Below are 13583 nucleotides of genomic sequence, written 5' to 3'. Positions count from 1 at the left end.
TTTGCCGTGACTGCTGGCCAGCTCTGTCGTTGGTGTGGTCATGGGTGGGGACCTTGCTGATGTCAGGTTGTGGGCGGGTGAACTGGGTGCTCTGCATGAGCGGTTCGTGCACCGGTTCAACCGGGAGGAGCCGCGTCAGTCGGCGCTGGCTTACATGCGTGGGCTGGTTGCGCCGCTGCAGCGCAAGAACGGCTGGACGCTGGCGGAGGAGGCAGGACACGCGGGTCCCGATCGCATCCACCGGCTGCTGAACCGGATTGAGTGGGACGCCGACGAGGTCCTGAACGACGTACGCGACTACGTGGTGGAACACCTCGGAGACAGCGATGCCGTCCTGATCGTCGACGACACCGGCTTTCTGAAGAAGGGCGTCCGTTCGGCCGGGGTGCAAAGGCAGTACTCCGGCACCGCCGGCCGCACGGAGAACTGCCAGATCGGCGTGTTCCTCGCCTACGCCACCGGCCGCGGACGCACGTTGATCGACCGCCGTCTGTATCTGCCCACGTCCTGGACGGACGACCGGGAACGCTGCCGCCGGGCGGGCATCGACGACCACGTCGCCTTCGCCACGAAGGTGGCCATGGCCAAGGCGATGGTCCGCCGGGCCATCGCCGACAAGATCCCGTTCGCCTGGGTCACGGCGGACGCCGCCTACGGCTACAGCAAGGGCTGGCGGTTCGAGCTCGAGCAAGCGGACGTCTTCCACGTCATGGCCACCACCCGGCACGACACCGTCGTCACCCGCTGGTCCATCGACCACCCCGTCCACGACCTGTTCCCCGGCCTGCCCCGGCAGAAATGGAAACGCCGTTCCTGCGGCGAGGGAGCACATGGCCGACGGATCTACGACTGGGCCCGCGTCGAAGTGAGGCCCTGGCACCGCGAGGACCGCCGGCACTGGGTCCTCGCCCGCCGCAGCGTGAGCAGGCCCGAGGAGATCTCCTACTACATCGCCTACTGTCCCGCCGACACGACGCTGGACGAGCTGATCCGCATCGCGGGCAGCCGCTGGGCGGTCGAGGAATGCTTCCAGACCGCCAAGCAGGAATGCGGCCTGGACGACTACCAGGTCCGCCGCTACCCCGGCTGGCACCGCCACATGACTCTGGCCATGGCCGCCCACGCCTGCCTGACCGTCCTGCGGGCCCGACAGCTGGACACGGACAAAGCAGAAACGGATCCTCCCAGCTCATCCACCTCAGCCTCGCCGAAATCCGACGCCTGATAACCCGCCTCACCAACCGCCGACCAGCACCGGTCGACCACATCCTGCACTGGTCCCACTGGCGCCGCCGACGCCAGCACCAAGCCCGCATCAGCCACTACAAACGACGCGGACACAGCCCCTGAACTGCCCAGTACTCAGAACAAGCACCGTTGCAGTACTAGGGGGTGTTTCGAAAGTCCTGTGCGGTGCCCGCGGTGTCCGGTGCGTGCTCTCGGCGTGCCGGACGAAAGCCCTCGTACTGGACGTACTTGGGGTCTCGGCCGGTGCGGCGAGAGTGCGTGCCGGGCGCCGCGGGTGCTGTGCGGGACTTTCGAAACACCCCCTAGTAGGGCTCCGTTAGGTTGCTCTGGCTCTTGGGTTCTGGCTGGTGGTGGATGTTCTGGGCAGCGGGCGGTGGCAGGTGGTGCAGGTGCCGGTCCAGCAGTTCAGCAGGTCCTGGATGGCGTCGAGGATCTGGTAGAGGGTGAGTCCGCTGTATCGGCTTTTGGGGACAGGCGCTGTTCGGTGAGGAAGGCGTGGGCGGCGGTGACCAGGGTGACGTGGTGGTGCCAGCCGTTCCAGGAGCGGCCCTCGAAGTGGTCCAGGCCGAGGCCGTGCTTGAGTTCCCGGTAATCGTGCTCGATGCGCCAGCGGATCTTGGACAGGCGGACCAGTTCGGTGATCGGTGTGTCGGCGGGCAGGTTGGACAGCCAGTAGTCGGTGGGTGCTTCGGCGTCCTGGGGCCATTCGACCAGCAGCGTCACCTCGGGCAGGACACCGTCCCAGTGGCCGTGCTCGGCAGTGGCGGCGGCTTGGGCCAGACGGCGGGCCCTCACCCCGGTACCGCACCCGCAGCGCCAGAAAGCGTGAGTGCATCGGCCCGCGGGAGCCTTCACGCCAGGTCACCTCGGTGAACGCCTGCCGTCCGTGCTCCTGAGCCAGCGCTGCCACCGAGGACGGCTTGTCCCGGTAGCGGGGCTGCGGCCTGCGACCGTTCCCGGACCAGGCCGGGGCGGTGGGCCGCACGTCGTGCGGGTGGACCGTCACGTCCGAACGGACCGCCACGACATAGCCGATGCCCCGCTCGCTCAGACCGTCGCGGAAGTCGGCGTTCTGCCCGTAGCCGGCGTCGGCCACCACCACCGGCGGCACCAGACCCCACCCGGCCAGCTCGTCGAGGATGTCCAGGGCCAGACGCCACTTCTCCCGGTGCCCGACCTCCTGCGGTATCCCGGTCTTCTGCCGCCGCACCGCATCGTCCGCCCACTCCTCGGGCACGAACAGCCGCCACTGCAGCGGACAGGACGCGGTGTCGGAGACCGCGTGCACACTCACCGCGACCTGGCAGTTGGCCCGCTTGCCCAGCGCCCCGCAGTACTGGCGCGCGACCGCCACCGACATCTTCCCGTCCTTGGGGAACGACACGTCATCGACCGCCCACGCCTCCGGGCCGATTCTCGGCACCATCCGCTGGGCGATCCGCCGCCGCACCGGCACCGGATCCCACGTCGACTGGTTCACGAACTGCTGCAGGTTCTGCTCGTTGCCGTCGGGCAGCCGTTCCGCCATCGGCTGGATCGACTTCCGCCGTCCGTCCAGCATCAGTCCCCGCAGGTAGCAGTCGCCCTTCGCCCGCTGATCCTTGCGCGGCACCGACGCGAACACGTCAGCCACGAATAACGCCAACGTCGCCCGAGCCCGGTTCACTTCATGTGCGTCCACACCTTCAGCGTTCCCCCAAACAGGACCGACAGACAGACGTAACGGAGCCCTACTAGACGCCCGTGCCGCCGGAGGGCGGCGGCTCGGACGGGTACCGGTGCCAGGTGATCGATCCGGGCCTGACCACGACGGCGTTCCTGACCGGGACCCGATTCGCACCGGAGAACGTTGCCATCGCGCACCACGCCGTCGTGTACGCGGTGCCGTCGGGCGGCGCTGCCGTGGTGCGCGAGCAGGACGCGAAGACCCGTGGTCTCGGCTGGCAGTGTTTCGGCGGAACCGGCGCGGCCGGCGTCGAGGTCGAAGGGGGGCGCGGCGTGGGTGGACACCTGGGCGCGCCTGGTAACGACGAAGGGTCGATCTGAAGCATCTCGCAGACGGATGCCGCACGGATACCGCACCACACAAACACCTGAGGAGAGACTGACATGAAGTCTATGGGACGTCGCGGCTTTCTAGCCGCTTCCACGGCACTTGGCGCTGGTGCCGGCTTGTCCGCGTATGCCGCCGTTTCGGCAGCGGACGGGAACAAGACTGCGGACAAGACTGCGGACATTGCATTGCGAGACCGGGACCTGCCCTTCATCGGCACGGAGGAGACCTTTTCGACTCCCACGTTGTTGAAGCTGAACTCCATCAATCAGGATCACATAGCGTTCCTTGAGGAGATTGGTCTTTCGGATCTAGGTCAACGCCGCATCGGCGATATGGATGCGGGGGGACTCAACGTTCAAATCCTCTCTGCTCATACACCCTCCGTACAAAATGTCCCTGGACAAAAGGGCATCGACCTTGCCCATCACCTTAACCGGCAACTTGTAGACGGGCCAATCGCCAAATATCCGGGCCGCTTCAAGGCTTTCGCCACCTTGCCCTTGCAGAGCCCGGAGGCGGCGGCGGACGAACTGGAACGCTCGGTTCGGGAAGATGGCTTCTTGGGCGCACTGACCAACGGACACATCGCGAAGAAGTATCTCGATCATCCCGATTTCGAGCCTGTGCTGGCACGTGCCGTTGCTCTCGATGTGCCGATCTACCTGCATCCCGGCTATCCAGCTGACGAGGTCTTCAAGATCTACTACAGCACCACACGGTCTAAATACACGGAAGAGTACCAAGACTACATTTTCAGTGGGTCTGGATATGGCTGGCACCAGGAGGTGCTGACCCAATGCATTCGGATGATCACGTACGGGGTTTTCGACAGATTCCCCGAACTGAAAATCATCATCGGCCACATGGGCGAAGGTCTTCCCTTCTACTACGAGCGGATCGTCAATGACATGGGCGAGCCAACCGAAGACTCGCTCGAGAAGCCCATCGGGCAATACTTCCAGGACAACTTCTGGGTCACAACCAGCGCATTCCCCCAGACCGAACTGCTCGATCTCCTGCTGAAGTACATAAGCGTGGATCGAGTGATGTTCGCAACCGACTACCCGTTCGCGGACATAAAGGAGCAGACCGACTGGTTCCGCGGAGTCGATTTGCCACGCGAAGACAAGGAAAAGATTGCGTTCCGAAATGCAGAGAAACTGTTCAGAATGAAATTGCCCGTGAAGTGCTGAGGTTGAACTCGCAGTGGCGGGCCGGTCGATCATCCGGCACTCATGATCAGTCCGGTCTCGGTGAGGCAGCCGTCGATCAGTTCCGGGCGGTACTGGATCTTCTTGAGCTTGCGCTTCATGACGCGGGCCAGGTGGTCGAGGTTGGCGGCGGCGAAATCGGCCAGGCCGCGCTTGACCAGCGACCAGATGCCCTCCTGCGGATTGAGCTCAGGAGCGTACGACGGCAACTGGAACACCGTCAGCCACTCCTCGTTCTCCACGAAGAACAGCGCGAGCTCGTCGACCAGATGGACGTTGAGATTGTCCCAGACCCAGACCACGGGGGCCTTGAGCTGGTTGTGCGCTACGACGATCAGGTCGCGGTAGTCCTGCCATCCGAAGCTCTTCGCCTCACCCTTCCGTCCCCGGTACACGTGCAACCGGTAGATCAGACGCGATCGTTCACCGCTCTTGAAGCAGACCACGCCCGCCACGGAGACCCGTCCCCGGTTCGAGCCGCGCACCCGTACCACCGGTGTCCGGCCGCGCGGCGCCCACGTGTGCCCCTTCGGCGGCCTCAGCCCCTGCCCGGCCTCGTCCTCGAAGCAGATGTAGGCGTCCCGGGCCGCCGCGGTGGCTTTACGGTCTCCCACACCTCACTCCGCCACCGCTCGACACTCGCGTCGTCCCGCTCCAGCGCCCGCCTCGCCGGCACCTGCGCAGACCAGCCGTGCCGCCGCATCAACTTCCACACCCCCTGCACCGTGTACTCCACCAGGAACAACCGGATGATCAGCGCACGGATCCGCACCAGCGTCCAGCCCTGATCCTCATCCCAGCCGTGCGCCAGCGTCCCGCGCTCCAACTCCCGCACCAGACGCTCCCATTGCGCAGGACTCAGCAGCTCCACGCACATCGGCCCCTTCGAGCGCAGCGCCTCCGCCCCGCCCTCGCGCCACGCTCTGCGCCACTTCTCCACCTGGCGCTCCCCGACCCGAAGCTCACGCGCGATGTCCGCGGTCTTCTCGCCGCCCGCGAACCGCTCCGCGGCCTCCAGCCTCAGCTGCTCGCGAGCTGCCTGCCGCCTGGGCGTCAGCCCACCACCCTGCGCATACCTCATCCCTCCGGCATACCGCAACGATCACGAAACGTCAGCTCCCCACCCGCCACTGCGAGTTCAACCTCAGTGATACGCCAGCGTCGGCCGGAGTGAAAGAATGCTTTGCTGTAAGGCGAGAGTACGGCCGAAGACCGTACAGACCCTCCTGACGGATGTCAGGGTGGCCGTTCGCGCCCTGTGCGGACGGTCGGTTCCCGGCCCGCGGGCTCACCCCGACAGCAGACCGACCAGTGCACCGCCCGAATTCGTGCGTCGCGCGACCACGTGTTGTCCTCGGCGTTCCCGGGTGAGGAGGCCGGCCGCCTCCAGCTGACCGCAGTGGTAGGTCACGGTCGCCGGCGTGCAGCTGGGCCTGGACGCCAGCGACCCCATGGTGCACGGACGGACCAGCTCGCGCAGGATCCCCGCCCGCAGGGGGCCCACCACCAGCTTGAGCCGGTCCGTTCCGGAGGTGGTGTCCTGGCCGGTCCACAGCGAGTTCAGGCCGGGCGCGGGATAGCCGAACCACACGGTGTCGGAGCGGTCGAAGCTGAAGACCGAGGCACCGTTGCCCGACACGATGGGTACCAGCACCACGCGGGCGGGCACCCCGCTCGAACTTCTCGGGGTGCGGATCGGGCACGTACAACGTCTGCCCGGAAAAGCGGATCTTGGGTCCGAGTCCACTCATGACGAGGGGCAGGGCGTTGCTGACGGCCGCCACTCCCACCCGTTCCGTCTCCCGGTCCAGCAGGGCGCCGGCCCGTGACCAGACCGGCCCGAAGGCTTCCCACACGGCGCTGAGAATGGTCGCGTAGGCGTGGATGAAGACTTTCGGCCGGTCGACGACCGACTGCCACTGCCGTGGGACCGTCCCCCCGAAGTCCGTCTCCAACTCGCCCAGCAGCAGATGCGGCGGGACCTCCGCCAGACGGTCGAGCTGGACCGAGAGATCGGTCTCCCACAGCGGGGCCGTGGGGGTGCTCAGTCAGGGACCATCGAGTATTCAGGGGCGAACAGCGGCCGTAACACTCGCTCGGCCCCTCGGCCCCTCGGCCCCTCGGCCCCTCGGCCCCTCGGGCACCGCGGAACGTACCGCGCGCCGCCAGGTCGGGTGCAGGCCCTGGGAACGGCCCCCCCAGCGCATCCGCGACAGCGACATCAGGGTCACGCCGGGCTGCGCCACGACGGACACCGGCACCGTCTCCAGCGGTCCCAGACACAACTCGGAGAATCGGGCCATGAACACTCCCCCGTCGACGTACTGACATCTCTTGAGACGAACGGGTTTTGGTAAAGGTTTCGAACAACCTGGGCAAAGGTGCCGACGAGGACACGTTTTGAAGCTGCTCGAAAAGCTGGGTCACGGCCCCGCCTGTGAACAGACTGTGTCCGACCACGGGGGACGGTGGCGGCTGACCGACCGCGCCCATCGCTGTGCCTCCGCGCAGCAGAAACACGAGAAACGGGGGCGGATCGGCCGCGCAGCCGATCCGACCGTGCCCTGCCTGATACGCGGACCGAACATGCCGCTCTTCGCCCCACCATTCGACTTGAGGAACTGACGTGACGTTGAACAATCGCCGACGTCTGGCCGCCGGTGCCACCCTGATCGCCGCACTCGCCGCCGGTGTCGTCCCCGTCACCGCCGCGCACGCCGCCCCTGCCGTCCCGGCCGCCACCGAGGCGACCACACCCGCACCCGACATGGAGGGCGTGGTCGCCGCGCTGGACGCCGCCATGGCCGAAGGCGCACCGGGGGCGATGGCCCGGTTCACCGGCCCCGAGGGCGTCCGGGCCCGGACCGTGGGGGTGCGCGACCGGGAGTCCGGCGTCCCCATGGACGTCCGCGCACGTTTCCGCATCGGAAGCGTCAGCAAGACCTTCTCCAGCGTGGTGCTGCTCCAACTCGTCCAGGGGGGCGGCTGGAGCTCGACGCCCCGGTGAGCCGTCATCTTCCCGGCCTGCTGCCCGACGACCGGATCACGGTGCGCCACCTCCTCACCCACCGCAGCGGGCTCGCGGACTACACCAACGCGATGTTCGAGCAGACCGTGCCCGGCTTCGAGGCCGTACGCAACCGGGTGTTCAGCTACCAGGAACTCGTCGACCTTTCGCTCAGCGAGCCCCGCACCACCGAGCCCGGCGTCTCCTACCAGTACTCCAACACCAACTTCGTGGTGGTCGGCATGCTCATCGAGCAGATCACCGGCAAGCCGGTCGCCAAGGAGTACCAGCGGCGCATCATCAAGCCGCTGGGTCTGCGCAACACCTCGTACGTGCACCCCGACGTCCGTATCGCGGGCCTGCACGTGAACGGCTATCTGCACCCCGACGAGGCCGGCGCGCCGCTGGTGGACTCCACCGAGCAGACGGTCTCCTGGGCACAGTCGGCCGGAGCGGTCATCTCCAGCCCGGCGGACCTGAACACCTTCGTCACCGCGCTGATGAGGGGAAGGCTGCTGTCGCCGCAGATGCTGAAGGCGATGACCACCGTCACGCCGACCGACACCACCAACACCCGCTTCTACGGCCTCGGTCTGCGCCGCTACGACCTGTCCTGCGGTACGCAGGTCTACGGGCACACCGGCACCGTGCAGGGCTACTACACCTACGCCTTCGCGTCCGGCGACGGCAAGCGCAGCCTTTCCGCAATGGCCAACACCTCGAACAAGGGGTCCGCCAACACGGCGCTCGGCGGCACCCTCGAAGCCGCTTTCTGCGGCAAGAAGCCGACCGCGAAGGCTTCGTCGCACGCGCGGCCCGAGCTGTCCGTCCTCCCAGCCGAATCGGACCTGCCCGAACGCCGCTGACGCTCCTGGACGATGACCGCGTCACTCAGCTACATCACCCAGGGCCGCGTCGAAGCCGACCACGCCACCCTCTCCCCGCGGCGCACCACCCGCCTCCTGCTCACCGATCCCGCCCACCTCAAGGAGGAACAGGCCGCGCTACGCGACAAACTGTCCGCCGCCTGCCCGGAGATGACCGCCCTGGCCACCCAGGTCAGCGACTTCGCCGCACTCCTCACCCCCGCACCGGGCAATCCCGGGCGGCTCAACGCCTGGATCGCCCGAACCCGCGCGGCCGACCTGCCCTTCCTGCACTCCTTCGCCACCAGCCTGGAACGCGACCGGGCCGCCGTCGGCGCCGCCCTCACCCTGCCCTGGCACAACGGACGCACCGAGGGCGTCAACCACAAGATCAAACTGTTCAAGCGCCAGACCTACGGCCGGGCCGGCTTCCGCTCCTCCGCCAGCGCATCCTGCTCAGCTGACGCTCCGCCAAACCCTGCGATCACCAGCTACGAAAATCCTGGAAGACCCACTCCTTTGGCAGTCCCCAAATGATCTCTGTGTGACAGATGGCTGGAATCCGCTGCGGCGGGCGTGCGCCTCGGCATCTGTGCGCGTGCGAGCGGTGCAGACTGTCGGCATGGCTGAGAACGAAGCGCAGGTCAGCCCTCCTGAGTCGCTCCTGCGGTTGATCGACAATCTCGCGCGGTTCCATCGAGAGCATGAGGAGTACTACTCTCAGGCGCCGTTGAAGCAGGCCAGTGAGCTACAGGCGCGGTCTCGGGTGCTGAAGGCGCTGGCCGACCGGTGGGGCGAGGTCAGCGTGGGTGAGCAGGCGTCGGAGGTCGGGTTCACAGGTGCGGAGGACCTGAATGCCCCCGGACTCGTCGCGGAGTCGGGAGTCCTGTTCATGGAGGGTGAGGGCGAGCCGGCCGAATTGCAGCGGTTGAAGCGTGAGGTCCGACAGGTCGCGGATGACGCGGAACAGACGGGTGCCTGGCTGACTCAGGCAATGGAGCAGGCCTGGGAGGTCGCGGGGAGCTTGGCCGCCTACCCCGCGCTGGCCGACCTGCTCGGGGAACGGCATCGGATCATCTCCAATGACTGGCAGTCGGCTGCACTGCAGTCCCTGATCGCGCGGCTGCTGCGGCGCGCCCTTGACTTGCTGGCCAAGGTCGACTGCACGCCGGCGGCACTACGGGCCGACCTGGCAGGTGAACGGCGGTCCCCCGCCTACCTGCACTCGGCTTCCGAACTGCTGGATCGGGCGGCCGACCTTATGGCGGAGTCGGCGATGTTGGTGCATGACAACGAGCGGCGCTGGCGTATCTTCCGTGCTCGAGTTCGCGAGTTGCAGTCCGCACAGGCAAGTCCGCGGGGATGAAGGCCCTCGCGCGAAATGATCTCCCTATGGCAGGAGTGGTCACGGCATCCGAGCCGTCCTCAATAGTCCCCGTTCACCGGGCTGAACCCACGTCAGTTCGGCATACTGATCACCGCATTGCGGAGAAAGGGCGTGGCCCTTGTGCGCAGGGGCGGCCCTGGAGCCTGCCGCTGGAGGACCGGGTGCTGCTGGTCACCGCGTACTGGCGGACCGACCTGACAATGCGGCAGTTGGCCCGTACGAAGTAAGGACGTCTGCCAGCGCCTGACGGGTGCTGGCGTTGACGACCCGGGCGGGGAGATGGCACACGGAGATGCTCAGGAGAATGCTCGTGCGTGCCGATGCCGCCCTCGTCCGCGAACAAGCGGGGTGAGGCGGTCCCTGGTGGTGAGCGGGTAACAGGGTTGGGAAGGCTGCAGATCCCACATCCCTCCAGGCGCACCGGGCCCTTCTCCCACACCGGAGAGGCAAGGGCTTCGCTGATCCTCATCAAGCGTGGAACCCGTTGGCCTGAACCCTTGGAAGGTGGGGTTCCAGTCCTCGCCCTTGAGGGTCCAAGCGGCGGCCGCGATGGGGCGGCCGGCCTGGCTGAGACCGTAGAAGAGTTCCTACGAACAGACAGAGCGGGACATCCTGTGGATGGCAATCGGTGGGCCGATGAGCTCCCGGAGGGTCAATCTGCGGGCGGATGCAGTCCGAGTGCGGCGCGTGCCAGCGTTCCGTCCGTGCTCATGGAGCGCCCGATTCGGCTTCCGTGACGCACCCGAGGAGCAGGAACACCCTGGGGAGGGCCCGTGACCACCATGCCATTCACACGCATTGTACGCAGTCGCGGTCCAGAACCGGCAGACAGCCTGGTAGTCGGCGTCCACCTCGGCCTGTACCCGGGTCTCGATCCGGGCGACGGAGAAGACGCGCCATCCGCGTCACTGGAGCCCACCTCTTCGTTGTCATCCGCTGGGCGCTCTCCCGGCTCAGCACGTTTCGGTCCGCCGCAGCCCGCACCGTCTGAACCCGGCTCGTTTACTGTGACCAAGGGCCCGTTCTCAGGCGGTGCTCTCGGGGCATCCCGCGCGCCGCCACAGCACTCTCACCTTGAAGTGGACGGCGGAGTCGCCACGATCAGTGAGGTCCGGGCCGCCACCCGGAACGACCTCATCCGCCGCCACGCCCGTAGGCCAACCAGACCGTCCTGGGCCACCTGGGGGCCTGGTGGACACCGGGCTCGTCGACGCCTCCATCTTCCAGGAAAACAAGGCTTCAACACGGTGGCCGAGAGCCATACTTGATCGTACGGGACCATCCCGTGGTGGCCTGATGCGGGAGAGGCAGCAATCCGGTGCGCAGTGGAAGCCAGGGAGTGGGTAAGGCCGAGGTCCGGTTGAAGTGGGATCCAAGTCCCTGGAATCAGCCGCCTCATCATCTCGACATCATCGCCGCGACCTACGCGGCGGACGCCCCCTACGGGCGGCCCGTGTACGTCGTCCACTTCGACAGCCGCTCACCGGACGGCACCATCAACATGAGCCGACACAGCCAAACCGGTCAGGGTTTCGGCTATGTCGAGGCGATGACTCTGGAATTCGGTCGCCTGGCTTCCTCCCTCGTACGCGTGGTGGTGGGCGTGGCGATCCACCAGGACAGCGGTCCCAAGACCTTCGGTGACATATCGAACGCCGGGGTGCTGGTGGTCGAGGGGTACGAGGAGCTGCTGAAGGACGACTTCGCACAGGTTGCCGGGGCCAGCGCCACCACCGTAGCGGAGTTCACCCGGACCACCTCCTCGGCTTGGGAGTTCCACGAGATGGTCCGAGGATTCAACTGCGACCCCGTGGTCTTCGCTGCTGAAATGGGCAATGCCTCGTAGCACCTCTGTCACGCCTCCCGCTGTGCAGGATGACGCTTCATCGCGGCTGACGGTGAGCGGGCGCGTACGGCACGTACTCGACCTCTCCCTCGCATGGCTGCGCGCCTACCCCTTCGTCCCGGCCCCCAGGCCCGGCCCGCCACAACCTCCCGGACGGCCGCGAAGTGGACACCGTCTGGTACCAGCACGAGGGCACCCCGTTGGCGTGCGGAGAAGCCTTTGGTCATGCGAGGGATGCGTCCAACTCCTTTTCACGGCAAGGTCAGCGCATACCACCCCGCTGATCCCGAGGTCCTCCCTGTGCGAAGAAGTCGAATGGCGTCCCTCCTGGCGGCCGGCGTCGTCGCCACCCTGGTTCCCGCACTGATGCCTGTGCTGGCCCCCACCACGGCGTCCGCCGCGGGCAATCCCCTCGACCCGTACCTCCAGCAGAAGCCGTCGTGGCACCGTTGCGCCAATCGACTGCCGGCCGCCTTCCAGTGCGCCAGGATCAAGGTTCCGCTCGACTACAGCCGGCCGGGCGGCAAGACGCTCGACCTCGCGATATCGAGGATGCGGACGAGCACCAAGAACGAGCGTCGCGGGGTGCTCCTGCTCAACCCGGGCGGCCCGGGCGGTGAGGGCGTCACCATGCCGATGGACGAGGCGAGCATCCTGCCGAAGTCCGTGACGAGGAAGTACGACCTCGTGGGCTTCGACCCGCGGGGCATCGGTGAAAGCTCCCCCGTCAGTTGTGGTCTGACGTCCAAGGAGGAGAACCGGGAGCGGCCCTACAAGCCCGAGACCTTCGCCAAGGACGTCACGTGGGCCCGGACCGTCGCGGAGAAGTGCTACGCCAAGCAGGGCGACAGGCTCGGGCACATCACCACCCGCAACACCGCCCGGGACATGGACGTGATCCGTGCCGTGCTCGGTGAGAAGAAAATCTCCTACCTCGGGGTCTCGTACGGCACCTACCTCGGCGCGGTCTACACGCAGATGTTCCCCGAGCGCACCGACCGCTTCGTGCTGGACAGCGCCGCCGACCCGGCACGGGTCTGGCGCGGCGTCTTCCAGGACTGGGCGCAGGGCGCCGAGCCCGCCTTCGCCAGGTGGGCCGAGTGGACTGCACGCCGGAACTCCACGTACAAGCTGGGCAGCACTCCCGAGTCGGTCCGCAAGACGTTCTACGACCTGGTCGCCCGGGCGGACCGTGAGCCGATCCGCTTCGAGGGCGCCTCACTGGCCGGTGCCGACATCCGCTCCGAGAGCCGCGTCAGGTTCTTCTACCTGCGCGACGCCGCCCAGTGGATCGCCAAGGTGAAGAAGGCTGCGGGTGGCAGAGCTCCGTTCTCCGGCCAGGACTTCAAGGCACGCCCGCAGGCTCAGCCGTCGTTCGGCCGTGCCGTGCCCTCGGACAACGAAGGGGCTGCATTCTGGTCCATCGCCTGCGCCGACACGCGCGACTGGCCGCGTGATCCGGAGCAGTACCGCAGCGACGCGATCCGGGACAAGGCCGCGTACCCGGTGTACGGCGACTTCGTGTCCAACATCAAGCCGTGTGCCTTCTGGAAGAAGCAAGGCAGTGAGCCCGCCACCAGGGTCGACAACAAGGTCGGCGCGTTGATCCTGCAGTACGAGTGGGATTTCCAGACGCCGCTGACCAGCAGCCAGGGCCTGCGCCGTGTCATGAAGGGGGCGAAGATGGTCACGGTCGCCGGAGGTGTCGGGCACGGTGTCTACGGCTTGGAGACGTGCGCCGACAAGACGGCCACGGCCTACCTGACCACCGGCAAGCTGCCGACGAAGGACATGACCTGCAAGGCACCTGCGGCCACACTCCGGCAGGGCGGCGCCGACCCCCTGCCGTCCTCTGCTCCGCAGGGTTGAGAAGGACGACCCGCAGAGCTCCAGGGCGGGCAACTCTGGTTGTGGCAGGGTACAGCCGGGGAGAAGCCGTGGACACGTTGCGGAACTCGGCCG

9 protein-coding genes and 4 pseudogenes are annotated in these 13583 nt (G+C 66.9%); 9 read left to right on the top strand and 4 right to left on the bottom strand.

The genetic code is table 11. From position 1 onward, the window contains the following. The first annotated feature begins 40 nt into the window (after window positions 1–40). On the top strand, window positions 41–1225 hold the full coding sequence (locus E4N62_RS43825) for an IS701 family transposase (RefSeq protein ID WP_230218229.1): 1185 nt from the start codon (window positions 41–43) through the stop codon (window positions 1223–1225). 428 nt (window positions 1226–1653) lie between these two features. Here the strand turns inward: E4N62_RS43825 and E4N62_RS43820 are convergent. Next, window positions 1654–2929, bottom strand: a pseudogene (locus E4N62_RS43820) (IS701 family transposase). A gap of 104 nt (window positions 2930–3033) precedes the next feature. Between E4N62_RS43820 and E4N62_RS43815 the strand changes: the two are divergent. Both E4N62_RS43815 and E4N62_RS43810 read left to right on the top strand, forming a co-directional pair. After that, on the top strand, window positions 3034–3294 hold the full coding sequence (locus tag E4N62_RS43815; RefSeq protein WP_230223810.1) for a hypothetical protein: 261 nt from the start codon (window positions 3034–3036) through the stop codon (window positions 3292–3294). A gap of 63 nt (window positions 3295–3357) precedes the next feature. Continuing rightward, window positions 3358–4497, top strand: a complete 1140-nt coding sequence (locus E4N62_RS43810) for an amidohydrolase family protein (protein WP_230223809.1) — start codon at window positions 3358–3360, stop codon at window positions 4495–4497. Between the two features lie 29 nt (window positions 4498–4526). Here the strand turns inward: E4N62_RS43810 and E4N62_RS43805 are convergent, their stop codons facing one another. From E4N62_RS43805 to E4N62_RS43795, 3 genes are all read right to left on the bottom strand, one after another. Then, window positions 4527–5057 (bottom strand): transposase, encoded by a 531-nt coding sequence (locus tag E4N62_RS43805; RefSeq protein ID WP_230224215.1) that lies wholly within the window; start codon window positions 5055–5057, stop codon window positions 4527–4529. Next, entirely contained in the window at window positions 5054–5596 is a 543-nt protein-coding gene (locus E4N62_RS43800) for a winged helix-turn-helix domain-containing protein (RefSeq protein ID WP_230223808.1), read from the bottom strand. The genes E4N62_RS43805 and E4N62_RS43800 overlap by 4 nt, the downstream gene beginning before the upstream one ends. Before the next feature lie 207 nt (window positions 5597–5803). After that, complete coding sequence (locus E4N62_RS43795) at window positions 5804–6172, bottom strand: helix-turn-helix transcriptional regulator (protein WP_230223807.1); 369 nt, start codon at window positions 6170–6172, stop codon at window positions 5804–5806. 1110 nt (window positions 6173–7282) lie between these two features. Here E4N62_RS43795 and E4N62_RS43790 point away from each other — a divergent pair. The 6 genes and pseudogenes from E4N62_RS43790 (at window position 7283) to E4N62_RS43765 (ending at window position 13490) form a co-directional block, all read left to right on the top strand. Next, window positions 7283–8388 (top strand): annotated as a pseudogene (locus tag E4N62_RS43790) (serine hydrolase domain-containing protein). 30 nt (window positions 8389–8418) lie between these two features. Continuing rightward, window positions 8419–8852 (top strand): annotated as a pseudogene (locus tag E4N62_RS43785) (transposase); the annotation flags it as partial. Between the two features lie 158 nt (window positions 8853–9010). Then, complete coding sequence (locus tag E4N62_RS43780; RefSeq protein ID WP_230223806.1) at window positions 9011–9754, top strand: hypothetical protein; 744 nt, start codon at window positions 9011–9013, stop codon at window positions 9752–9754. A gap of 26 nt (window positions 9755–9780) precedes the next feature. Further along, a pseudogene (locus E4N62_RS43775) lies at window positions 9781–9990 on the top strand (IS5/IS1182 family transposase); the annotation flags it as partial. 1103 nt (window positions 9991–11093) lie between these two features. Further along, entirely contained in the window at window positions 11094–11621 is a 528-nt protein-coding gene (locus E4N62_RS43770) for a TerD family protein (protein WP_230223805.1), read from the top strand. A 315-nt stretch (window positions 11622–11936) separates the two neighbouring features. Next, entirely contained in the window at window positions 11937–13490 is a 1554-nt protein-coding gene (locus tag E4N62_RS43765; protein ID WP_230223803.1) for an alpha/beta fold hydrolase, read from the top strand. Window positions 13491–13583: the final 93 nt, after the last annotated feature.

Origin of the sequence: Streptomyces sp. MNU76 (assembly GCF_020982545.1) — a bacterium.
Classification (GTDB): Bacteria; Actinomycetota; Actinomycetes; order Streptomycetales; family Streptomycetaceae; genus Streptomyces.
The sequence above is the reverse complement of the archived record's forward strand: the minus strand, read 5'-3'. Positions and strand labels throughout refer to the sequence as shown.

Coding starts and splice junctions, on each gene's coding strand:
- E4N62_RS43765 (WP_230223803.1), top strand. CDS start 11,937: ATGGCGTCCCTCCTGGCGGCCGGCGTCGTCGCCACCCTGGTTCCCGCA.
- E4N62_RS43800 (WP_230223808.1), bottom strand. CDS start 5,596: ATGAGGTATGCGCAGGGTGGTGGGCTGACGCCCAGGCGGCAGGCAGCT.
- E4N62_RS43825 (WP_230218229.1), top strand. CDS start 41: ATGGGTGGGGACCTTGCTGATGTCAGGTTGTGGGCGGGTGAACTGGGT.
- E4N62_RS43780 (WP_230223806.1), top strand. CDS start 9,011: ATGGCTGAGAACGAAGCGCAGGTCAGCCCTCCTGAGTCGCTCCTGCGG.
- E4N62_RS43810 (WP_230223809.1), top strand. CDS start 3,358: ATGAAGTCTATGGGACGTCGCGGCTTTCTAGCCGCTTCCACGGCACTT.